This window comes from Lysobacter silvisoli (genome assembly GCF_003382365.1).
In the GTDB taxonomy this organism is placed as follows: Bacteria; Pseudomonadota; Gammaproteobacteria; order Xanthomonadales; family Xanthomonadaceae; genus Lysobacter; species Lysobacter silvisoli.
On record NZ_QTSU01000001.1, the window covers coordinates 1,679,978 to 1,701,521 of the forward strand.

At 70.4% G+C, this 21,544-nt stretch carries 19 protein-coding genes; 10 read left to right on the forward strand and 9 right to left on the reverse strand.

Translation table 11 applies throughout. The features are described 5' to 3' along the window. The first annotated feature begins 1 nt into the window (after nt 1). From DX914_RS07355 to DX914_RS07365, 3 genes are all read left to right on the forward strand, one after another. A complete protein-coding gene (locus DX914_RS07355) occupies nt 2-1,501 on the forward strand; it encodes an efflux transporter outer membrane subunit (protein WP_115858349.1) in 1,500 nt (499 codons plus the stop codon). Next, entirely contained in the window at nt 1,498-2,682 is a 1,185-nt protein-coding gene (locus DX914_RS07360) for an HlyD/EmrA/EmrK family protein (protein ID WP_115858350.1), read from the forward strand. Before DX914_RS07355 ends, DX914_RS07360 begins: the two co-directional genes overlap by 4 nt. 159 nt (nt 2,683-2,841) lie before the next feature. Further along, entirely contained in the window at nt 2,842-4,410 is a 1,569-nt protein-coding gene (locus DX914_RS07365) for a DHA2 family efflux MFS transporter permease subunit (protein WP_115858351.1), read from the forward strand. A 264-nt stretch (nt 4,411-4,674) separates the two neighbouring features. Here DX914_RS07365 and DX914_RS07370 read toward each other — a convergent pair whose 3' ends face one another. After that, the gene (locus DX914_RS07370) at nt 4,675-6,372 is read right to left on the reverse strand and encodes a hydrogenase maturation protein (protein ID WP_196778842.1); all 1,698 of its coding nucleotides are present in this window, start codon (nt 6,370-6,372) and stop codon (nt 4,675-4,677) included. Between the two features lie 505 nt (nt 6,373-6,877). Beyond that, complete coding sequence (locus DX914_RS07375) at nt 6,878-9,358, reverse strand: Tle-like phospholipase domain-containing protein (RefSeq protein ID WP_115858352.1); 2,481 nt, start codon at nt 9,356-9,358, stop codon at nt 6,878-6,880. Nucleotides 9,359-9,474: 116 nt separating this feature from the next. Between DX914_RS07375 and DX914_RS07380 the strand changes: the two genes are divergently transcribed. Then, nucleotides 9,475-10,479, forward strand: coding sequence for an ankyrin repeat domain-containing protein (locus tag DX914_RS07380; RefSeq protein WP_115858353.1), 1,005 nt, complete (start codon nt 9,475-9,477; stop codon nt 10,477-10,479). A gap of 207 nt (nt 10,480-10,686) precedes the next feature. Here the strand turns inward: DX914_RS07380 and radA are convergent, their stop codons facing one another. The 5 genes from radA to DX914_RS07405 form a co-directional block, all read right to left on the reverse strand. Next, entirely contained in the window at nt 10,687-12,096 is a 1,410-nt protein-coding gene (radA, locus tag DX914_RS07385) for a DNA repair protein RadA (RefSeq protein ID WP_115858354.1), read from the reverse strand. Nucleotides 12,097-12,960: 864 nt separating this feature from the next. Continuing rightward, a complete protein-coding gene (locus DX914_RS07390) occupies nt 12,961-13,245 on the reverse strand; it encodes a hypothetical protein (protein ID WP_115858355.1) in 285 nt (94 codons plus the stop codon). Between the two features lie 220 nt (nt 13,246-13,465). Further along, the gene (locus DX914_RS07395) at nt 13,466-14,593 is read right to left on the reverse strand and encodes a DUF6973 domain-containing protein (protein ID WP_115858356.1); all 1,128 of its coding nucleotides are present in this window, start codon (nt 14,591-14,593) and stop codon (nt 13,466-13,468) included. Nucleotides 14,594-14,650: 57 nt separating this feature from the next. Further along, a complete protein-coding gene (locus tag DX914_RS07400) occupies nt 14,651-14,938 on the reverse strand; it encodes a hypothetical protein (RefSeq protein ID WP_115858357.1) in 288 nt (95 codons plus the stop codon). Between the two features lie 293 nt (nt 14,939-15,231). Then, nucleotides 15,232-15,537: a hypothetical protein gene (locus DX914_RS07405; RefSeq protein ID WP_115858358.1), complete on the reverse strand. Its 306-nt coding sequence runs from the start codon at nt 15,535-15,537 to the stop codon at nt 15,232-15,234. 291 nt (nt 15,538-15,828) lie between these two features. Here DX914_RS07405 and DX914_RS07410 point away from each other — a divergent pair, with 291 nt between their 5' ends. Then, a complete protein-coding gene (locus DX914_RS07410; protein WP_115858359.1) occupies nt 15,829-16,641 on the forward strand; it encodes an alpha/beta fold hydrolase in 813 nt (270 codons plus the stop codon). Here the strand turns inward: DX914_RS07410 and DX914_RS07415 are convergent. Beyond that, nucleotides 16,638-17,507 carry an MBL fold metallo-hydrolase gene (locus DX914_RS07415; protein WP_115858360.1) on the reverse strand — a complete coding sequence of 290 codons (870 nt, stop codon included), beginning with the start codon at nt 17,505-17,507 and terminating at the stop codon, nt 16,638-16,640. The genes DX914_RS07410 and DX914_RS07415 overlap by 4 nt on opposite strands. Beyond that, entirely contained in the window at nt 17,504-18,322 is an 819-nt protein-coding gene (locus tag DX914_RS07420) for an MBL fold metallo-hydrolase (RefSeq protein WP_158549206.1), read from the reverse strand. The genes DX914_RS07415 and DX914_RS07420 overlap by 4 nt, the downstream gene beginning before the upstream one ends. Nucleotides 18,323-18,461: 139 nt before the next feature. Here DX914_RS07420 and gcvA point away from each other — a divergent pair, with 139 nt between their 5' ends. The 5 genes from gcvA (at nt 18,462) to DX914_RS07445 (ending at nt 21,521) form a co-directional block, all read left to right on the forward strand. Further along, nucleotides 18,462-19,370 carry a transcriptional regulator GcvA gene (gcvA, locus tag DX914_RS07425; RefSeq protein ID WP_115858362.1) on the forward strand — a complete coding sequence of 303 codons (909 nt, stop codon included), beginning with the start codon at nt 18,462-18,464 and terminating at the stop codon, nt 19,368-19,370. Nucleotides 19,371-19,378: 8 nt separating this feature from the next. Then, nucleotides 19,379-20,077, forward strand: a complete 699-nt coding sequence (locus DX914_RS07430) for an SIR2 family NAD-dependent protein deacylase (RefSeq protein WP_196778843.1) — start codon at nt 19,379-19,381, stop codon at nt 20,075-20,077. Between the two features lie 75 nt (nt 20,078-20,152). Then, a complete protein-coding gene (locus DX914_RS07435; RefSeq protein ID WP_115858364.1) occupies nt 20,153-20,695 on the forward strand; it encodes a hypothetical protein in 543 nt (180 codons plus the stop codon). 97 nt (nt 20,696-20,792) lie between these two features. Further along, the gene (locus DX914_RS07440; RefSeq protein WP_115859175.1) at nt 20,793-21,065 is read left to right on the forward strand and encodes a hypothetical protein; all 273 of its coding nucleotides are present in this window, start codon (nt 20,793-20,795) and stop codon (nt 21,063-21,065) included. A gap of 45 nt (nt 21,066-21,110) precedes the next feature. Continuing rightward, a complete protein-coding gene (locus DX914_RS07445) occupies nt 21,111-21,521 on the forward strand; it encodes a DUF2946 family protein (protein WP_115858365.1) in 411 nt (136 codons plus the stop codon). Nucleotides 21,522-21,544 lie beyond the last annotated feature (23 nt).

Consider the following 21,544-nt stretch of genomic DNA (forward strand, 5'->3'; position numbering starts at 1 on the left):
CATGACCCTCCCCGCCCCCGCGCGCCGCTTGTGGCGCCCCGCCCTGACCGCCCTGGCCGCCGCGCTGATCCTGGCCGGCTGCGCCAGCAGCCGCGGCCTGTCCCCCGAAGGCCGTCCGCTGGACGCCGATGCGCTGCACAGCGAGCGCAGCCTCGGCGCCTACGCGGTGTCCGACGCCGCGTTCCCCAAGCAAGACTGGTGGACCGCGTTGGGCGACCCGCAGTTGGACGCGCTGATCGCGCAAGCCCTGGCCGGCACGCCCAGCCTGGATGCGGCCGACGCGCGCGTGCGCCAGGCCATCGCCCAGGCCGGCCTGGCCGACGCCGCGCGTAAAGCCACGGTCGGCGCCGGTGCGCAGTACGCCGGCGTGCGCGTGCCCGAGACGGTGGCGCCGGAACCGCTGGGCGGCCACTACAGTGGCGTGGAGCTGCTGACGTTGAGCTTCAAGTACAGCCCCGACCTGTGGGGCGGCCACCGCGCGCGCTGGCAGGCGGCGCTGGGTCAGGCGCGCGCGGCCGAAGTCGAAGCGCAGGCCGCCCGCCTCACGCTTTCGGCCAACATCGCCCGCGCCTATGTGTCGCTGGCGCAGGCGCATGCCGCGCAGGACGTGGCCCGCGCCGAGCAGGCGCGCGCCAAGCAACTGCTCGACCTGGGCCGCCAGCGCGTCAAGGCCGGCCTGGACAACCAATTGCAGATCCGCAACGCGGAAAGTTCGGTCGCCTCGGCCGAGCAGCAGGCACAGGCCGCGCAGCAGCAGATCGACGCCACCCGCAACGCCATCGCCGCGCTGATGGGCCAGGGCCCCGACCGCGGCCTGAGCATCGCCGCGCCGGCGCTGTTGAACGCGCCGGTGCCGCAGATTCCGGCCGTGGCCTCCAGCGAACTGCTGGGCCACCGCCCCGACGTGGTCGCCGCGCGCTGGCGCGTGGAAGCGGCCGCGCACGGCATCGACGCGAGCAAGGCCGAGTTCTATCCCACGGTGAACCTCAGCGCGATGATCGGCCTGGCCTCCGGTGGCCTGTCCGACCTGTTCACCGGCGACGCGTTGCTGGTGCAGGGCGGCCCGGCGATCAGCCTGCCGATCTTCGACGGCGGCCGCCTGCGCAACCAGCTGGCCAAGAGCGACGCCGACTTCGACCTGGCCGTGGCCGACTACAACCAGAGCCTGGTGGGCGCGCTGCGCGACGTCGCCGACGCGCTGCAATCGGCGCGTTCGCTGGACGCGCAGCTGGTCTCGGCGCAACGCGCGCGCGACGCCGCGCAGTCGGCCTGGCAACTGGCCGCCGCGCGCTATCGCGGCGGCCTGGGCACCCAGCTCGACGTGCTCTCGGCGCAACGCCCGCTGCTGCAGCTGGATCAGCAGATCGCCGCGCTGCGCGCGCAACGCTACGCCGCGGCGATCGAACTCGATCGCGCGCTGGGCGGCGGGCTCAGCCTGACCTCTCCTACTTCCGACATCTCCGCTCTTACTCAGTCCGACCTCAAGGCCTCCACGCCATGACCACCGAAATCAATCCGCAAGCCGCCGCCCCGGCGGCCGCCGGCAACGGCAAGCGCCGCAAGTTCCTGCTCCTCCTGCTGGCCGTGGTGATCGTCGCCGCGATCGCCTGGACCGCGTGGTACCTGCTGGTCGCGCGCTGGCACCAGGGCACCGACGACGCCTACGTGCAGGGCAACATCGTCGCCATCACTCCGCAGTCCGTCGGCACCGTGGTCGGCATCGGCGCCGACGACGGCATGAAGGTCCAGGCCGGCCAGGTGCTGGTGCAGCTGGACCCCAACGATGCCCAGGTCGCCTACGAACAAGCCGTGGCCAACCTGGCCAACACGGTGCGCCAGGTGCGCGGCCTGTACAGCGCGGTCGACGCCGGCCAGGCCGACCTGAGCGCGCGCGAAGTCGCGGTGCAGAAGGCCCGCGCCGACGTGAAGCGCCGCGAAGGCCTGGTCGCCACCGGCGCGGTCTCGGCCGAAGAACTGGCGCACGCACGCGACGAGCTGGCCGCGGCCGAAGCCTCGCTGTCGTCCTCGCGCGGCACCCTGTCACGCAACCGCGCCCTGGTCGACGCCACCACCCTGGCCAAGCAGCCGCAGGTGGCCGCCGCCGCCGCGCAACTGCGCCAGGCCTACCTCAACCTGCAGCGCGCGGCGATCGTCGCGCCGGTCTCGGGCTACGTCGCCAAGCGCAACGTGCAGCTGGGCCAGCGCGTGCAGCCGGGCGCCACCCTGATGACCGTGGTGCCGCTGGAACAGGTATGGGTGGACGCCAACTTCAAGGAAACCCAGCTCAACGACATGCGCATCGGCCAGCCGGTGGAACTGCATTCGGATCTCTACGGCAGCGACGTGGCTTACCAGGGCAAGGTCGCCGCGATCGGCATGGGTACCGGCAGCGCCTTCGCCCTGCTGCCGGCGCAGAACGCCAGCGGCAACTGGATCAAGATCGTGCAGCGCGTGCCGGTGCGCATCGAAGTGGACCGCAAGCAGGTCGCCGAGCATCCGCTGCGCCTGGGCCTGAGCATGCACGTGGACGTGGACATCCACGACCGCGACGGCGCCATGCTGTCGACCGCGCCGCCGTCCAAGCCGGTGCTGACCACCGATGCCTACGCCAAGCAACTGGCCGACGCCGACGCGCTGATCGAAAAGATCGTCAACCAGAACCTGCCCGGCCGCCACGGCTGACACCCGGGGAGCGCGGTTGCGTGCCGCGCTCCCGCCGATCCGCCCGCGCGCCGGGCGGCGGCGAACCACCCGTACCGACGCCGCAAGCGATCGCGACGTTGCCCCTTTCAGCGACGAACACCGCGACGAACGCGCGCCGCCCCTCTTCAAGGCCGTTCCATGTCCGCTACCGCCACCGCTGCCGCGCCCGCTCCGCAAGCCGGCTTCCGGCCGCCGAACATTCCGCTGACCACGCTGGGCCTGGCGCTGGCGTCGTTCATGCAGGTGCTCGACCTGACCATCGCCAACGTCTCGCTGCCGACCATCTCCGGCAACCTCGGCGGCAGCGCCAATCAGGCCACCTGGGTCATCACCTCCTTCGCCGTCAGCAACGCCATCGCCCTGCCGCTGACCGGCTGGCTCACCCGCCACTTCGGCGAACGCAAGCTGTTCGTCTGGGCCACCTTCCTGTTCGTGATCGCGTCGCTGCTGTGCGGCCTGGCCAACAGCATGGGCCTGCTGGTCGCCGCGCGCGCGCTGCAGGGCTTCGTCGCCGGGCCGATGTACCCGATCACCCAGGCGCTGCTGATCTCGATCTACCCACCGCACAAACGCGGCCAGGCGATCGCGCTGCTGGCCATGGTCACCGTGGTCGCGCCCATCGCCGGCCCGATCCTGGGCGGCTGGATCACCGACAACTACAGCTGGGAATGGATCTTCTTCATCAACGTGCCCATCGGCATCTTCGCCAGCCTGGTGGTCGGCAGCCAGCTGCGCGGCCGTCCGGAAAAGCTGGAAAAGCCGAAGATGGACTACATCGGCCTGATCACCCTGGTGATCGGCGTGGGCGCGCTGCAGATCCTGCTCGACCTGGGCAACGACGAGGACTGGTTCCGCTCCAACCTGATCGTGATCCTGGCCATCGTCTCGGCGATCTCGCTGGCGGTGTTCGTGATCTGGGAGCTCACCGACAAGGACCCCATCGTCAACCTGCGCCTGTTCCGGCACCGCAACTTCAGCGCCGGCACGGCGGCGATGGTGATCGCCTACGCCGCGTTCTTCAGCGTCGGCATCCTGGTGCCGCTGTGGCTGCAGCGCAACCTGGGCTTCACCGCGATCTGGGCCGGTTTCGCCACCGCGCCCATCGGCATCCTGCCGGTGCTGTTGACGCCGTTCGTGGGCAAGTACGCGCACAAGTTCGATCTGCGCTGGCTGGCCACGCTGGCGTTCGTGGCCATGTCGCTGACCAGCTTCGCGCGCTCGGGCTTCAACCTGGACGTGGACTTCGACCACATCGCCATGGTCCAGTTGTTCCAGGGCTTCGGCGTAGCGCTGTTCTTCATGCCGGTGCTGCAGATCCTGCTGTCGGACCTGCAGCCGCACGAGATCGCGGCCGGTTCCGGCCTGGCCACCTTCATGCGCACGCTGGGCGGCAGCTTCGCCGCCTCGCTGACCACCTATGCCTGGACCGAGCGCGGCGCCGTGCACCACGCCCACCTGACCGAGAAGCTGTCGGCCTACGACCCCAACCTGATCGAGACCGCGACCCGCATGGGCGGCGGCAACCTGCAGACCGGCGCGGCCATGCTGGAGCGCATGATCTCCAACCAGGCCGCGCAGATCGGCTTCAACGAGATCTTCCACCTGCTCGGGCTGATCTTCCTGGCGGTGATCGTGTTCGTCTGGTTCGCCAAGCCGCCGTTCACCGCCAAGGCCGGCGGCGGCGCGGCCGCGGCGGGCGGTCACTGACGCCTTATAGTCTCGCGATCGCACAGCACGAGGCCGGGGATTCCCGGCCTCGTGCTTTCTGCGGGACCGGCGTGAGCCGCGACGCCAGAACGGAACCCAGGCCGACGCCCGCCCTGGCGACCAGCGCCGCCCGTTAAGCGCACAGGCTTTGGGGTAGGAGCGGCGTGAGCCGCGACACCGCGAGCCGGCGCATTCCGCCGGCTCGCGCACCGACGCGATCGCGGCTCACGCCGCTCCCACAGGATTCCGCGGCCGTGCGCCCGCTTAAGCCAGCGCCTCGCGCGCGTCGCGCGGCGTGCTCGCCGGTGCCGGCGCGCCCTTGCGCACGAAGCGGCGCCGTGCCTCGTGGTAGGACGGGTCGGGACCGAAGAAGTTGCGGTACATGTGCGTCAGCTCCTCGGCGCCGTAGCTCTCCAGCGGCTTGCGGCGCTCGTCGGCGGCGCGGCGGCGGCGCTTGGCCGCGACCGCCTTGCGCACGTCTTCGGCGGCGCACAGCGCCAGCGCGCGCTCGGCCACCTGCGCCCGGAAGCCGGCGCCGTCTTCGCCGAAGCAGGCGTCGATCAGGCCCATGCGCTGCGCATGCTCGGACGACAGCGGCCGCAGCGATTCGGTCAGTTCCTGCGCGCGCGCGGCGCCGACCCGCCGCGGCAGCAGGTAGGTCCAGTACTCCGACCCGTACAGGCCGCCCATGCCTTTGTAGTGCGGGTTGAAGACCAGCCCGCCGCGCGCCCACACCTGATCGGCGGCCAGGGCCAGGATCACGCCGCCGGCGCCGGCGTTGCCCTGCATGGCCGAGACCACGCGGTGGCTGTCGGTGAGCACGATCTCGCGCACCAGCGCGTTCATCGCCAGGATATTGCGCCAGGATTCCAGCGCCGGATCGGGCGCGGCGTCGATCCGGTTGAGGTGGATGCCGTTGCTCCACACGTCCTGCCCGCCCATGAGCACGATGCAGCGTGTGGGCCGCTGGCGCGCCTGCACGAACGCCAGGCGCAGGCGCTCGCATTGCTCGCTGGACATGGCGCCATTGTAGAAGTCGAAATGCAGGTAACCCACCGGCCCGCGCTCGACGTAGCGGATGTCGCGCCAGGTCTGGCCTTGGTGTTCGGCGTCCGGCGCCAGCGGCCGTTCGCTCACCCCGCTCAAGCGCTGCGCCCCCAACACCTGCGCCGCCGGCAGCTTGATACCCTCGCGCGCGCGCAGATGGGTGAGCCACAGCGCGCCGTCGCCGGTACCGATGCAGATCGCGCCTTCGCGCTGCGCCAGCAGTTGCGCCGGGTGCCCGCGCAACGCGTCTTCGGGCCAGGCGTCGTAGGCGTGGCAGGCCAGCCCGGCGACGGTGGCGCGCGCGCCGGGCGCGCTGTCGCCGCTGCGCACCCGGCGCAGCAGCGTGGCGGTCGGCAGCTCCCAATCCAGCTGACGGTCGGACGCGCGCATGGGCGGACGCAGGCGCCCGCGCACCTCGGCCTCGGCGTAGTCCAGTGCGCGCGGCGTGTGCAACCCGGATTCGTAACGCTCTACCGCCTGCAGCAGCGCGCGCAGCGCCGCCTGGCTGACCTCGTGCCGGTACAGTTCGCTCTTGCCCACGCCGCGCATGGCGAAGGTCGAGGTGGCCCAGATGTCGCCGGCGTCCATCTCCGCCGCCGCCTGCAGCACGGTCACGCCCCATTCGCGCTCGCCGTCGAGAATGGCCCAGTCCAGCGAGGACGGGCCGCGGTCGCCGACGATGCCCGGATGCACGATCAGGCAGGTGGTGCGGTTCCACACCGCTTCGGGGATCGCGGACTTCAGCATCGGCGCCACGATCAGGTCCGGCCGCTCGCGCTGCGCGGCCTGCTGCATGACGTCCGGATCGCCGGTGGCCTGTACGACCACGTCGTGCCCCAGTTCCTGCAACCGGCACGCGGCCAGCTGCGACAGTCCGTTGTACGCCGTGCACAACACCAGGATGCGCAGTGCCATCGAACATTCCTTGTCCGGCCGTGGTGCATCGACTGTCGAGCAAGCCCTGCGTGCAATCTCGCGCCGAAGTCACAATTCCGCCAAAGCTACAACGCGGGCGTTGGAAATCCGATGCAGTTCGCATTCGCTTTCGAACTGCGTTGCAGACGCGCACCATGCGTAGAGAGCAAAGGCGGTGACCTGTGAGTCGGATCGGACATGCGCCAGGCGGTGTAGCGCGATGATCGGCGTGTGGTGCATGCGAAAAAAAGTGGTTCGGGCGCTGGGACGATCGTGTGTCGCTGGCCGTTTGTAACTCCCTTTGGAGGAAGGGGATCGAAGTGGTTGTCCCGGCTAAAGGCAAATCCCCCTAGCCCCTTTTTCAAAGGGAGGAACGGCTAGCGGAGTGTGGAAGAGCAAGGCAGCGCTCGAAGCACAGGGCTGCTTGTCTTCCCCCTTTGAAAAAGGGGGATTGAGCGGATTTGCTCTTGCTACGGCGAAGAACTACGGCACGCGCCGCCGCGCCTCAGGCGCGGCGCATCGCCCGCTCGCCGTTCTGCTGCTCTTGCGCCGGGTCCTGGGTCTGCTGCTGGGCCTGTTGCGCAGGCGCGCGCGCGGCCTCGATCTCGTTGGCGCGCTGGGTGCTCTCGCGCAGCGGCGTATCCATGCCGCGCGCGGTTTCGACGCTGGCGTTGAGCCGCGCCGGGTCGTCCAGCCGGCCCTGCACCGCGAACACGCGGCTGGCGTCGCGGCTGAGTTCGACGTGGTGGATCTCCTGCATGCCGCTGCGCATGGCCGCCACGGTCAGCGCACCGGCGAGCTGGTCGCTGCGGCCGTCGGAGGCGCGCGCGTGGCGCGCGTCCAGGGCATAGACGCCATCGGCGGCTCCGCGGTACAGCGGGTACTGGTTATGACGCGGGTCGTTGAGCTGCACGCCGTCGCCACCCTGGGTATTGGCGCCGCGCGTGTCGGGCGTGCTGCCCGGATTGGCCGGCGCGATCACCGGCGCATCGCGGCCCGGCAACGGCACCACTGTCTGGGCGCGGCTGAGCGCGGCGCGCTCCATCTCGCGGGTGCGGAAGTCCATGCTCGGCAGTACCGTCTCGACCATGCCGTGGCGCTGCACTGCCTCGCCCGCGGCCTGGCCGATGTTGTCGAACAGCACCTTGGTGCGCGCGATGTTGCCCCAGTTGCTGGGATGGGTCGGGTCGAAGGTGACCGCGGTGCCGGCCAGGCCGGACACCGTGGCGCCGGTCAGCGCGCCGGCCAGCGGCGCGTAGCTGGTGGTGCGGCGCACCTGGTAGCCGGTGGCGTCCAGGGTGGCGTCGATGGAATGGCCGGCACCGTCGGCCGCGCGGCGCACGCGCGCGCCCGCCGCGTCGGCGGTCTGCTCGATCGCCTGCGCGCCGTGCTGGGCGGCGGCGCGGGTGTTGTGGGCCGACTGCTGCGAGCTGGCGATGGCCGCCCGCGCTTGGCCGCGCTGGGTTTCGCAGTACTGGCTGGTGGCGCGGTCGTTGCGGTCGGCGATGTCGTTGAGCATCGGCACCCAGCGCCCGGCGCCGCGCAGCAAACTGCTGGTTGCGCTGTTGGACCACTCGGCCGCCTTGCACTGAACCATGTCCACGCCTGCCGCGGCCTGGCCGCGGACCAGTTGAACCTGGGCGGTGGCTTCGCCCCCGGCGCGCACCTGCCAGCCGACCACCTGACCGACGGTGTGGCTGCCGGCCTGCGCTGCGCGGCCGGTCATCTGCAGGCTCACGCGCGCGCCATCGCCGGCCGCGTCCAGACCGCGATCGACCACGCGGCCGCCGGTGGCGACCACTTCGCCGACCTGGCGCCCGGCCTGGGCGCCGGCCAGCGACACGCTGGCCACGCGCAGCAGCGGGCCGGCGAACTCGCCGGCCTGGCCCAGGCTCATCGCCTGCGGACGATCGACCAGGCTGCCCTGGGCGTCGCGGGTCTTGGGCGTGAGCAGCGGCTGCACCTGGCCTGCGGCCAAGGGCATGTCGCGCAGCGCGCGGCTGCCGTTCTGGGTGGCCAGCGCATCGACCAGCCCGCGTGCGTCGGCCTGGGCCTCGCGGCTGTAGGGCAGGTGCTGCGCCAACTGCTGGCCCATGAGTTCGCGCGCGCCGGGCAGGCGCAGCAGTTCCGAAGCCTGGTTGGCCACGCGGCCCAGCTCGGCGCGGCGCGCGCCGTTCATGCGGTCGATGCTGGTCTGCACGTCGGTCAGCACTTCGCCGGTGACCTGGTACGCGGCCACGGTCTGGTTCGGGTTGTGCACGCGCAGGCCGTTCTGATCGGCAAAGCGCTGCGCCGTGGTCTGATGCAGGCCGGCGGCATTGAAGGTGGTGGTGGGCACGCCGGTCACGGCCGAACCGGCCGAGGCCATGCCGCCGCCCAGCGAGTGGCCGACGATCTCGAACTTTTCCTGCACGCCGGACTGGCGCAGCTCGCGCGCCAAGGTCATCGCGCGGGTGTAGTAGTCGCTTTCCAGGCCCAGGCCCTGGCGACCGTTGTTCATCCAGTCTTCGGGCGCGGATTCGCGGGTGACCTGGCGGCCGCTTTCGTCGAACACCACCGGCCCGTTGGAGCCCTTGTAGCTCAGCACCGGGCGCACTTCCGGGCCGTACACACGCGGGTCGGGCAGATAGACCTCGGCGCGGAACGCGGAGTCGTCCGGCTGCAGCAGCTGATCGGTGCGCTGGTTGCTCCAGTTGATGCCGGCCTGGCGCAGCAGTTCGGGATGCTCGCTGCCGCGCAGCCAACCCGGCGGCGGTTGGCCGGTGTGCGATGCGGCGTTGTAGACGTCGGCGGCCAGACCGGCCATTTCGCGCGCGTGGTACTGGCGTTGCAGCGCGTCGGCCTGCACGCCCAGTTCGCGATCGCCGCCGCTGGCGGCGCGTTCGCGCAGCGAGCTCAACAGCGCCTGCTGCTCGCGCAACTGGGCGATCTTCTCCTCGACGGTCCGCGGGGTCTGCGAGGGCAGGCCAGGATCGGGCGTGGACATGTGACAGTTCCTTCCCTGAACGGCACGAATCTTGCGCCGAAACTGCCACCACGCCCGCGCCCTGTCAAACGACGGCTTTGTTACATTCGGGCCGCCCGCCGCCCAGGACGACCGCCATGCCGTCTACGCCCCTGCCGCCCCCTCCCCGGCCGCTGCGCCGCTGGCTGCTGGCCGGCCTGATGCTGTGCGCGCTGGCCGGCTGCTGGGCCGCGCCGCCGGCCGAAGGCCAGCGCCTGCCCTGGGACCCGGGCGACTACTTCCAGGGCCAGGCCCTGCAGCTGGCCCTGGCCACCGACCGGCGCAAGGCCGAGCAGGTGCGCTGGCTGATCCGCGATCAGGGCGTGAACCCCGACCGGCTGTTCGACAAGGGCGACATGCCCCTGGTGGCCTGGCCGGTGTTCAACGAGAACCCCGAGGGCCTGCGCCTGCTGCTGGAAAACGGCGCCGACCCCAACGCACGCAAGCACGAACCGCAGCGCCCGCGCGGGCAGTACCGCAACAACGCGCTGGTGCTGGCCGCGCGCAGCAAGAACCCGGTGTACCTGAAGCTGTTGCTGGAGCACGGCGGCGATCCCAACACCCTGAGCTCCAACGAGGAATCGCTGCTGCACGTGGCCTACCAGGCCGGGCAGTGGCGCAATGTGCAGTTGCTGGTGCAGCGCGGCGCGCGCATCAACGAACCCTTGTTCGCCAAGTCCGAAGGTGGCCAGGCGCTGGGCCACGACACCGTGCTCAATTGGTATTCGGGCCTGGGCAATTTCGACAAGGCCTATTGGCTGCTGCAGCACGGCGCCGACCCCGCGCGGCGCATGTGGCTGCCGGCGGAGATGCCGGACCGGGCGAAGCAGGCGCAGCGCATGCCGATACTCGAAGACATCTTCTGGCTGCCGGTGAAGCCGGAGATGGAAGCGTGGCAGCGCAAATGCCAGACCTATGCGCTGGCCCGCGGGCTGAAGCCGCCGCCGATGCCCAGCGCGATCAAGGCCAGCCGCAAGGGCTTGGGTTTGCCGACCGAGGAGCGGGATATCCCGCTGCCTAGCGTGGAAGAAGCCAAGCGCGAGCAGGCGGCGGAAGCGCAGAAGGCGGCGGTGCAGTCGGTGTCGGATGTTCCTGCTGGCTGAGCCGGCGACGTTCCGACTCCGACTACCAGTTTTTCTTCCCCCTTTGTTGAGAGGGATTTGCTCTCATCGCGGTCCAGAGCAAATCCCTACCCCCTATTTCAAAAGGGGGAACAGCAAAGGGCTGCAACACTCTGTCGATGCGCCAAGGCTTGTCGTCCCCCTTTGGAAAAGGGGGTTTGAGGGGGATCTGCTTTTGCGTCGCCGCCGTTAGTCCGTAGCCGATTCCAGCGCGTCCGCTAGCCGCTCCACGCCGATCACGGTCATCTCCCCTACCCGGCCGCTCTTGGGCGCGTTGGCCTGGGGCACGATGGCGCGTTTGAAGCCGTGGGTGGCGGCTTCCTTCAGGCGCTCCTCGCCGTTGGGCACCGGGCGGATCTCGCCGGACAGGCCGACCTCGCCGAAGGCCACGGTCTGCTCGGGCAGCGGCCGGTCGCGCAGCGAGGACAGCACCGCCAGCAGCACCGGCAGGTCGGCCGCGGTTTCCTGCACGCGGATGCCGCCGACCACGTTGACGAACACGTCCTGGTCGCCCACACCGACGCCGCCGTGGCGGTGCAGCACCGCCAGCAGCATGGCCAGGCGGTTGCCCTCCATGCCGACCGCGACGCGGCGCGGATTGGACAGCGGCGAGGAATCCACCAGCGCCTGCACTTCGACCAGCAGCGGCCGGGTGCCCTCGCGGGTGACCATCACGCAGCTGCCCGGCTGCGGGCTGCGGCTGCCGGACAGGAAGATCGCCGAGGGGTTGGGCACCTCGCGCAGGCCCTTGTCGCCCATGGCGAACACGCCCAGTTCGTTGACCGCGCCGAAGCGGTTCTTGAACGCGCGCAGCACGCGGAAGCGGCTGCCGCTTTCGCCTTCGAAATACAACACCGCGTCGACCATGTGCTCGAGCACGCGCGGGCCGGCGATGCCACCCTCCTTGGTGACGTGGCCGACCAGGAACACCGAGGTGCCGGTTTCCTTGGCGTAGCGCACCAGCCGTGCCGCGCTCTCGCGCACCTGGCTGACCGAGCCCGGTGCGGCGCTGAGTTCCTCGGTCCACAGGGTCTGCACCGAGTCGGCCACGATCAGCGCCGGCTTCATCCTGGCCGCGTGTTCGAGGATGCGCTCCACGCCGGTCTCGGCCAGTGCGTGCACGCCGTCCAACGGCAGGCCCAGGCGCGCGCCGCGCCCGGCCACCTGCGACAGCGATTCCTCGCCGGTCACGTACAGGCCCGGCAGGCTCTGCGCCATGCGCACGATGGCCTGCAGCAGCAGGGTGGATTTGCCGATGCCCGGGTCGCCGCCCACCAGCACCACCGCGCCATGCACCAGGCCGCCGCCGAGCACGCGGTCGAACTCGCCGATGCCGGTGCTGACCCGCGATTCCTCGGCGTGCTGCACGTCCTTGAGCGCGGTCACCGCCGGCGCGTCGGCGCGGCCGGCCCAGCTGGTGCGCCGGCTGGCGGCGACGCCGCCGCCCTTGGCCGCGGGCTCGACCACGAACTCGCTCAGGGTGTTCCAGGCACCGCACTCGCCGCACTGGCCCTGCCACTTGTTGTGGTCGGCGCCGCATTCGGAACAGACGTAGGCGGTGCGCGCCTTGGCGGCGCTCTTGCTGACGGGCTTGGACATGAGGCCGGTAACGGGAAACCAGGCACCACTGTACCGGGCGTGTGTCGCAGGATGCGAGACCGGAATGGCCGGAGCCGTGTAGGGCTAGGCCGCATCGGCCGCTAAGGCTTCCCTTACCCCTGTGGGAGCGGGGTAAGCCGCGACCGCGGCAATGCAGCTACGGCGAATGTGCGCCGGCTTGTGGGGTTCGCGGTCGCGGCTTACGCCGCTCCTACCCCAAGGCATTGACGCGCCGCCCAGCCCCTGTAGGAGCGGCGCGAGCCGCGACCGCGGCAATGCAGCTACGGCGAATGTGCGCCGGCTTGTGGGGGTCGCGGTCGCGGCTTGCGCCGCTCCTACCCCAGGGCATTGATGCGCCGCCCATTCCCTGTAGGAGCGGCGTGAGCCGCGATCGCGGCAACGCAACTGCGGCGAAACCACACCGGCTCGCGCGACTCCGGGTCGCGGCTTACGCCGCTCCTACCCCAAGGTATCGATGCGGTGGCGACTGCCCCCTGTAGGAGCGGCGTGAGCCGCGACCGCGGCAATGCAGCTACGGCGAATGTGCGCCGGCTTGTGGGGGTCGCGGTCGCGGCTTGCGCCGCTCCTACCCCAGGGCATTGATGCGCCGCCCAACCCCTGTAGGAGCGGCGTGAGCCGCGATCGCGGCAACGCAACTGCGGCGAAACCACACCGGCTCGCGCGACTCCGGGTCGCGGCTTACGCCGCTCCTACCCCAAGGCATTGATGCGCTGCCCAGCCCCTGTAGGAGCGGCGTGAGCCGCGACCGCGGCATTGCAACTACGCCGAATCTACGTCGGCCTGCGGGTTTCACCGTCGCGGCTCACGCCGCTCCTACCCCAAAGCAAGACACGGCAGCGCGGTTCAGGCGGCGCGGCGGTGATGCTCGGGATACAAGGCCGGCAGCCAGCGCTGCGGCTGCGCCAGCAGGCCGGTCACGTCCTCGCGCGAGACCACGCCGTAGCCGCGCGCGTCGATGTCGGTGGCGATCGCGCGCCAGTCCAGGCGCATGGCCGCGCGCTCGCTGTCCAGCGCCCAGCCGTAGCGCAGCGCGCCCAGCGCCAACATTTCGTCCAAGGGCAGCGGCCGCCCGGCGGGCGCCACCACATAACCTTCGTTGTCGCCCACCACGAATACATCCACACGCATCTAACGCCTCCTGGCCCGCCGCGCTGAGCGAGGGCGCGCCATGGTGGACAGGCGATCGGAAAAATTCCGTGAAAGGAAAATGGCCGAATGGTGAATCGGCGGGCCGGCGATAGAACGATCGCTTATCGCGGCATGCACGGCACGCGGTCCGCCGCTCCGCCGCAAGGGTCGGCGTAGGTTCAGCCGTGGCGATGATGCCATCGCCACGGCCGCTACCGGATCAGCCCAGCGCCTTGCGCTGCGGTTCGGGCTGCTCGGCCGTCTGCGCGGCGGCCAGCTGAACTTGCGGCTGCGCCGCCCCGGGCGTTTGCACCGCGACGTTCGCCGCGTCCTGTTCGCGCACGCCGCGCGCCTGGTTCTCGCTGACCATGGCGTAGTTCGGGCCGGTCGGGCCACGGCTGCCGTCGAACACGAACACGTTGCGGTCCGGCTGGCCGTTGGCATCGACCACGGGATTGCCGGGCTGGATGCCGGTCACGCCCTCGAAGCCCTTGAGCTTGGCGCCTGCATACAGATTGGCCGCCAGCTGCTCATCGGCCATGCCGTGGGTGCGCATCGCCGCGACCACCTGCTGGTACATCGGGTCTTCGCGCATGCGCGCGACGTTCGGGTCCAACGCGGCCACCGCCGTGCGCGCTTCGCCGGGCGCCGCCTGCGGCGTCAGGCTGGCCTGACGGCTGTCGGTGGACACGGCGCCGGGCGTGGGCAGCTTGGGACCGATCACGTCGTCCGGCGACAGACCGTGCTGGCCCACGCGCACGCGGTCGCTCCACTCCAGGTTGCCGCTGCTGTTCATCAGCACCAGCTTGCCCTGGTCGAGCTGCTGCCCGATCAGGTTGGCCAGTTGCTCCGGCGTGGCGTTGCGGTTGGCCGCGCCGATCTGGACGCCGATGGAATTGTTGTACAGGTCCATCGCTTCGCGATTGGCCCAGTTGCCGGGCAACCCTTCGTGCGCGGTGGTGAAGGCCTTGGCCCAGTCCGGCCCGTACTCCTGCGCCAGGCGCGCGCTCCAATAGGCGTGCCGGAACGCGTCGCGGTGGCCGTCGTTGCCCTGCCACTCGCGCGCGCGGTCGGCGGGAACGCCGGACGGCACTGGATTGTCGGGGAAGCGCCGCTCGCCTTCGGCGAAAGCGTTGCGGGCGATATCGCGGAACTCGCTCAGCCCCACCAGCCCGCGATCGCGGGTCAGGCGGTCGAGCAAGGCGCCCTCGGTCTTGGTCATCTCCCGCCCGTCGGTGAACGGGATGTCGATCGCGCCGAACACGCGCGGCCGATAGGTGATGACCTCGTCGTCGGCGACCTGGTACGACGTCCGGATGTCGTTGAGGTTGGGGCGTGGATCCGCCATGGCGCTCTCCTTTTCGCTAGCCTTCGTCCGTCGCGCGCCGTACGCGCGCTACGCGCCTCAGCGGCGCGACCAGCGGCGCGATGCGACGCGCCCGTCTTGGTAGCGGACCTCGTAATACTCTTCGTCGATGCCGGCGTCGGACACGCCCAGCTCGTACACATCGACGCCCTTGGCGGCATCGCTGGAATCGGGTTCGCCGAGCACGCCGATCACGTCCGCGCGCGGCATGCCCTCGCTGATCAGGTTCGCCAGCGCCGGCACCATGGCGCCGCGCTGGTTGTCCAGCGGCTTGGCGCCGCGTTGCGATTTCCAGGCAGCCGAATCGAAGTTCGTGGTTTCGTGCATGGCGCAGCCCGCTATAAGGAGGGGGAAAATCAAGACACCTGCCCGCGCCCGCTGCAATGCGAGCCGGAGAATGACTGCCAAGGTGACCGATAGCTTGCGCATGAACCGTCCCTGGGTACGAAGGCGTCCGAACGGTTCAGAGCCTAACATGGCGGCCTGACACCGTCGTTGGGCCGGATGTCGCGGCCTTGACGCGATTCGACGCTAGGGCCAGCGGGTCCGTCCGGGTGGCCGTCCTCCTGAATACGCGGTTCGCAGGCCTGACAGGACAGGGCCACGCTGGACTGGGGCGTTCAGGCCGCTTCGGCGCGGTGGCGCAGGCGCCGCAACACCAGCGCTAGCGTGCGCCGCGAGGTCTCCATGGCGGCCAGATAGTCGCCCGGGCGCTCCTGCCCCATGGCCTGCTTGCCGGCGTTGACCGTGTCCAGCACCAGCACCGCGCCGTCGGCGCCGACCATGTCGCTGAGGGTGCGCCGGTGCGCGTCCAGGCGCCGCTCCAGTTCGTAGTCCAGCCCGCGCCCCGCGCGCGCCTGCACCCGCGCCAGGGTCGCGCTCAATCGCTGGAATTCGGCTTCGATCTGCTCGGGCGTATAGGGCATGGCGGGCACCGTGGGAACCCGTCGGAGCGACGGGATGAAAGTGTGCGCGGCGGCCGTCTCACCGGATGACACGGCCGCGGGCATCGATGCCATTCGAATGGGGACGAACCCGTTCGGTTCCGCGCGGCGCGGCGCAACGGTTCAGTGCGGCGTCATGATCTTTGGGCCTGCGGCGGCCGGCCTTGATCGTGTTTGGATGGCGCGATCCGGAGCGGAAACACGCCGTCCGGTTCTGGGCGGCGGCGACCGCCGTTTACACTGCGGGAATCGCTATCCGCCGCTTTGATACGCATGAGCCTGGCTACGACCGAAACGTATTCGATTCCTACCGGCTCGGGCCGTCTGCACGCGCAGCGCTGGCGTCCGACGCAATCCGAAAGCGGTGCGCCCATCGTGCTGCTGCACGATTCGTTGGGCTGTGTGGCGCTATGGCGCGATTTTCCGTCGCGTCTGGCCCAGGCCACGGGTCGCAGCGTGATCGCCTACGACCGTCTGGGTTTCGGTCGCTCCGATCCGCATCCGGCCCGTTTGGACAAGACCTTCGTCCACGCCGAAGCGCGCCAGGGTTTCGCGGCGTTGCGCGAGGCCTTGGCGTTGGAACGCTTCGTCGTTTTCGGCCACAGCGTAGGCGGCGGCATGGCCGTGGGCTGCGCGGCCGCGTATCCCGACGATTGCGTGGCCCTGATCACCGAGTCCGCGCAGGCCTTCGTCGAAGACCGCACCGTCGCCGGCATCCAGGCGGCGCGCGCGACCTTCGCCGAGCCCGGACAGCTGGAACGCTTGAGCAAGTACCACGGCGACAAGGCCGCCTGGGTGCTCAGCGCCTGGATCGACACCTGGCTCGCCGACGATTTCGCCCACTGGTCCTTGGACGACCACTTGCGGCAAGTGCGGTGCCCGGTGCTGGCACTGCACGGCGAACTCGACGAGTACGGTTCGCACCGTCACCCCGAACGCATCGCCGCGCTCAGCACCGGCCCGGCCACGCTGCGCCTGCTGCCCGGCTGCGGCCACGTGCCGCACAAGGAGCGCGAAGCGCAGGTGCTGGCCATGGTCGAGCGTTGGCTGGGCGACGGCTACGTATTGGCGGACGACGCGGCTTAGGCGCCGCCGTTCCAATCCAGCCACTCGCCCGGCGCCAAGGCCCGAATGCGCAAGCCCTTTCCGCGTGCGGCCGCGCGCAGGCGACCGAGCGGATCCTCGATCTCCTCGTAATCGGTTGCGCCCGCCACGCCGTAGTGGATCGGCACCAGGCAGCGCGCACCCAAAATCACGGCCGCCGCCACCGCCTGCTCCGGCGTCAGCACGCCGGGTTGGCCGCTGACCGGCTTGCGCCAGCCGAAGCGCGCGCCGTTGATCGGCAGGAAGGCCGCGTCGAACGGACCGAACTGGCGGCCGATGCGCCACCAATGGCCATGCCACAGCGTGTCGCCGCCATGGAAGATGCGGCGCCCACCGGCCGACACCACCCACGACACCTGCGGATCGCCGTAGCCGTCCGACGCCGGCACCGGCGTGGCGGTGAAATCACCGAGCAACTGCGGTTCCCAGGCCACACTGGGGCGTGCGCGTGCGACGGCCGGCATGGGCAGGGGTTGGGTGCCCGCGGGATAGGCGAGCACGCCGCCCTTGGCCAGCGCCTGCGCTACCGCTTGAGCGTCGAAGTGATCCGGATGGGCATGGGTGATCGCCACATAGCTTTCGTCCGATGCGTCGCTCACCGGTACCAGCCGGTCCTTGAGCGCCAGCCCCCAAGCGTCCGGATTGGTGAGCGGATCGATGAAAAGGCTGGCTCGCGGCAGCTGCAGGCGAATACCGGCCCAAGCCAGGCGCTGGATGCGCAGGCCCTCGCCGCCGCTTGCGCGCAGCATTCCGACAGGCAGCAGCGCGGACGCCGCCATGCCCGCCGTAGCCGCCAACAGCCGCCGGCGGGTGATGCGCCCCTCGACGCCGCGTTCGCCCCTGCTCATGCCCCAGCCTCCCGTGCGGCGATCGCCGCGTCCAAAGCGAATACCGACTGCGCCACGATCGCCTCCAGGTTGCGCCCATGCCATTCGCGCTCGAACGCCAGCGGCTGCACCTGCGGAGCCAAGCAGGCTTCGATGGGGATCGCGGTGATGCGCTCGTCGGCCTGCGTCGGCACGCTGGTCGCACGGATGCGCACTACCGTCTCGCGCAGGCGGTCCAGATAGTGCAGCGCCTGTTCCAGCACCGCCGCGGGAAAGCAGCCCATATGCCCGCCGATCACCCGGCCGCGGCCCAGCTCGCGCAAACGCAGGATCGCCGCGCGCAACGCCATGGGATCGGCACGCGACAGGTAGACGATGCGGCCGACGATGTTGTCGCCCGCGCAGACCAGATCGGCGCCGGGCACGTCCACGCTCACGTGGTCCAGGGTCTTGCCCGGGTTGTGCAGCAGGCGCAGCTCGTGGGCGCCCCAACGCAGCGTCATCGCCTGGTCGAACACCAATCGCGGCTCGCGGTAGTAGGCATCCTCGCGCCGGTTCTGGTACAGGAAGGTATGGCGGTAGTGGCGCTGGGCGATGCTCAGCGCCTGCGGGAACAGCGGCAGCCCGGCCAGGTGGTCGCTCATGTAGTGGGTCGCCACGATCGCGCGCACGCTCTTGCCGCGCTGTTCGCACAGCGCCTGACGCAGCCGCAGCGCGTCTTCGGTGCTGGCCAGCGTATCCACCAGCAGCGCGTCGTCGCCGTCAATGAAAGCGGTGGCCACGGATTCGTAGGCCTCGCCCACGAACATCCACACCTGCTCCGCCAGTTCTTCCATCCGCATCGCCCATGCCCTCGGTTCGCAGGGCGCCATCTTTGCCAGGCACGGCGAGCGCGACAAACGAGATTTTTTGGCTGCCGCTTTAGCAAAACTAACTTGATACGATGCGGTTCCAGCCCTTGCCCCGAGGCGACCCTTGAAGCCGCGCCGCCCTGCCCCGCTCAACGCCCTGCGGGCCTTCGAAGCGGCCGCGCGCAGCCTGAGTTTCCAGACCGCCGCCACGCAGTTGTTCGTGACTCCCGCCGCGGTCAGTCACCAGATCAAGCACCTGGAGGACCACCTGGGTACCCGGCTGTTCGTGCGCGGCCATCGCAGCGTCGAACTGACCGCCGAGGGCACGGCGCTGGCCGCCGAACTCGGGGCCGCCTTCGCCCGCATCGACCTGGCCCTGGACCGCGCCACCGCCCCCCTGGCCGCGCACCTGCGCGTGAGCACCGTCGAATCCTTCGCCGCCAAATGGCTGGCGCCGCGGCTGCACCGCTTCCACCGCGACCACCCCGAACTCAAGCTGCGCATCGACACCGGCAACGAACACAGCGACTTCGCCCGCGACGGCATCGACGTGGCCATCCGCTACGGTGCAGGCGGCTATGCCGAGGCCGAGAAGCTGATGGACGCGCCGGTCTTTCCGGTGTGCGCGTCCGCCTTGGCCGACGACCCGCAGCGCCCGCTGGCGCGACCCGACGATCTGCGCCACCACACCCTGCTGCACGACGACAGCGCCACCGGCCGCGCCGGCGTGCCCGACTGGGCGGCCTGGCTGCAGGCTGCCGGCGCCGGCGGCGTGGACGCCACGCGCGGCCCGCTGTTCTCCAGCATCTACCTGGCGCAGGAAGCCGCCGTAGCCGGGCATGGCGTAACGCTGGGCGTGGCGCCGCTGGTGCAGGACGACCTGCGCCACGGCCGGCTGGTCCAGCCGTTCGAGCTCGCCCTGCCCAACGCCTATGCGTTCTGGGTAGTGCGCGCACCTGGCCGTGATACGCGCCCCGCTGTGGATGCCTTCTGTCGCTGGCTACAGCAAGAGGCCCATGTAGAAGACCGATGAGCGCCACCATGCAGCCCAACAAAATCGTCGTCCTCTCCGGCTCCGGCCTCAGCGCCGAAAGCGGCCTGCCCACCTTTCGCGACAGCAACGGACTGTGGAACCAGTACCAATGGCACGAGGTCGCCAGCCCCGAAGGCTGGCGCGCGCGGCCGGAAGCGGTGCTGGCCTTTTACAACGAGCGGCGACTGAAGGCCTGGCACGCGCAGCCCAATGCCGCGCACGCGGCCATCGCCGCGCTGGAGGCGGCGTTCGAGGTGGTGGTGATCACCCAGAACGTCGACGCGCTGCACGAGCGTGCCGGCTCCAGCCGGGTCATCCATCTGCATGGCGAGCTGGCTTATGCGCGCAGCACCGGCACCCCGCCGCTGCGCTACCGGATCGACGACGCGCCGATCGCGCTGGGCCAGTTGGCCGAGGACGGCAGCCAGCTGCGCCCGGACATCGTCTGGTTCGGCGAGCAAACCCAGTACATGGACGAGGCCCGCGCGCACGTGGCCACCGCGGCCAAGGTGCTGGTGGTGGGCACCTCGTTGAGCGTGCACCCGGCGGCCTCGCTCGTATGGTCCGCGCGCGGCCGGGCGGAGAAGGTGCTGGTCTCGCTGGAGATGGACGAGATACCCGACGGCTTCGAGTTCCGCCGAGGCAAGGCCACCGAACACCTCCCCGCCCTGGTCCGGGCTTGGCTCGCGGCGCCCACTTCGCCCTGACTTCACACACGCGCCTTCGTGCTCGCACACGCGGCGCCCACCCTGGCGCCACCATCGAAGCCTGGGGGCGCAGACATGACCGAGACCATTCGCAACACCTGGCCCAGCAGCCCCTGGCGCGCGGCCATGTGGGCCGCCGCGCTGGCGTTGCTGCTGCTGCCCTGGGTGGCGATGCAGTTCACCGGCGAGGTGCAATGGAGCCCGGGCGACTTCGTCGTCTTCGGCGCCATGCTGCTGGGCGCCTGCGGCGCGATGGAGCTGGGCGCGCGCATGAACGGCCACCTGGCCTACCGCGTCGGCGTGGCGGTGGCCGTCGCCGCCGGCTTCGGGCTGGTGTGGGTGAACCTGGCCGTGGGCATCGTCGGCAGCGAGGGCAATCCGCTCAACCTGATGTTCGCCGGCGTGCTGCTGGTGCCGGTGATCGGCGCGCTCGCCGCACGCTTCAAAGCGCGCGGCATGGCCTGGACGCTGGCGGCCACAGCCGCCGCGCAGGCGATCGCCGCGGCGGTGGTGTGGTGGCTGGGCTACACCTACGAGGCCTTGCTGACCTGCGTCTTTATCGCGCTGTGGGCGGTGTCGGCGCTGCTGTTCCGCTGGGCGGCGTCCGCGCAGCGCTGAGCCTGCGCATCGCGGCGGGGGCGTAGGCGGGGTTATCCTGGCGGCGCCCTCGCCACTGGTTGCGGTGGGCCGCACCGTGAGCCCGCACTCCGCCGCCATGAACTACACCGTCTTCCTGTTGTTTTTCTGCGCCACCGCACCGATCGCGCTGATGCCCAGCATCATCGCCTGGCTGACGCGTCACCAGGCGCGCTGGCCGGTGGTCGCGGCGAACCTGGCGTTGTGGACGATGATCTTCTTCACCGCGCGCAGTTTCACCATCGGCACGTCGAGCAAGTTCCAGGTGCCCACCGTGGTGGCGCTGTTCGCGTGGCTGGCATTGCTGGGGTATGTGATCCGTACGGCTGGGTCGCCGCGCGGCAGGGTGTGAGGTCCGGGCACTCCAAGCCCACCCGGTTGCTACAATCGCCGCCGCATGCGCTCCCCCACTTTCCAGCGCCGGATGGCCCTGCTGGCGTTAGTCGCCATGCTGCTGCTGTTCGCCGTGCCCACAGCCGGGCGCATGCTGGCCGGCAGCGCCAACGCCGACGGCGTATGGGCGCAGATGTGCACCATGGCCGGCCTGAAGTGGGTCAAGCTCGCGCCCGACGGCGCCGACCCGATGAACCCGGATCCCACGCCCACATCGCCTGCCGGCAGCGCCATGGCCGGCGAGGACTGCGCCTACTGCCCGGTGCTGGGCGGCCTGGCGATCCTGCTGCTGTGCCTGGTGTTCGCGCTGCCGGCGCCTTCGCGCCGGCCGCCCATCCCATGGCGGCTGAGCGCACCGCGCAGCCTGCTGTATCCCTGCGGCCTGGGCTCGCGCGGCCCGCCGCTGGCGCTCTGAAAGCACACCGCTTCCCGATCCGC

Bases quoted from the DNA above. Each gene is read 5' to 3' on its own strand.
- DX914_RS07410 (WP_115858359.1), top strand. From the start codon at position 15,829: ATGAGCCTGGCTACGACCGAAACGTATTCGATTCCTACCGGCTCGGGC.
- DX914_RS07365 (WP_115858351.1), top strand. From the start codon at position 2,842: ATGTCCGCTACCGCCACCGCTGCCGCGCCCGCTCCGCAAGCCGGCTTC.
- DX914_RS07430 (WP_196778843.1), top strand. From the start codon at position 19,379: ATGCAGCCCAACAAAATCGTCGTCCTCTCCGGCTCCGGCCTCAGCGCC.
- DX914_RS07375 (WP_115858352.1), bottom strand. From the start codon at position 9,358: ATGTCCACGCCCGATCCTGGCCTGCCCTCGCAGACCCCGCGGACCGTC.
- DX914_RS07435 (WP_115858364.1), top strand. From the start codon at position 20,153: ATGACCGAGACCATTCGCAACACCTGGCCCAGCAGCCCCTGGCGCGCG.
- DX914_RS07440 (WP_115859175.1), top strand. From the start codon at position 20,793: ATGAACTACACCGTCTTCCTGTTGTTTTTCTGCGCCACCGCACCGATC.
- radA (WP_115858354.1), bottom strand. From the start codon at position 12,096: ATGTCCAAGCCCGTCAGCAAGAGCGCCGCCAAGGCGCGCACCGCCTAC.
- DX914_RS07380 (WP_115858353.1), top strand. From the start codon at position 9,475: ATGCCGTCTACGCCCCTGCCGCCCCCTCCCCGGCCGCTGCGCCGCTGG.
- DX914_RS07355 (WP_115858349.1), top strand. From the start codon at position 2: ATGACCCTCCCCGCCCCCGCGCGCCGCTTGTGGCGCCCCGCCCTGACC.
- DX914_RS07390 (WP_115858355.1), bottom strand. From the start codon at position 13,245: ATGCGTGTGGATGTATTCGTGGTGGGCGACAACGAAGGTTATGTGGTG.
- DX914_RS07395 (WP_115858356.1), bottom strand. From the start codon at position 14,593: ATGGCGGATCCACGCCCCAACCTCAACGACATCCGGACGTCGTACCAG.
- DX914_RS07445 (WP_115858365.1), top strand. From the start codon at position 21,111: ATGCGCTCCCCCACTTTCCAGCGCCGGATGGCCCTGCTGGCGTTAGTC.
- DX914_RS07360 (WP_115858350.1), top strand. From the start codon at position 1,498: ATGACCACCGAAATCAATCCGCAAGCCGCCGCCCCGGCGGCCGCCGGC.
- DX914_RS07415 (WP_115858360.1), bottom strand. From the start codon at position 17,507: ATGAGCAGGGGCGAACGCGGCGTCGAGGGGCGCATCACCCGCCGGCGG.
- DX914_RS07370 (WP_196778842.1), bottom strand. From the start codon at position 6,372: ATGGCACTGCGCATCCTGGTGTTGTGCACGGCGTACAACGGACTGTCG.
- DX914_RS07405 (WP_115858358.1), bottom strand. From the start codon at position 15,537: ATGCCCTATACGCCCGAGCAGATCGAAGCCGAATTCCAGCGATTGAGC.
- DX914_RS07420 (WP_158549206.1), bottom strand. From the start codon at position 18,322: ATGGAAGAACTGGCGGAGCAGGTGTGGATGTTCGTGGGCGAGGCCTAC.
- DX914_RS07400 (WP_115858357.1), bottom strand. From the start codon at position 14,938: ATGCACGAAACCACGAACTTCGATTCGGCTGCCTGGAAATCGCAACGC.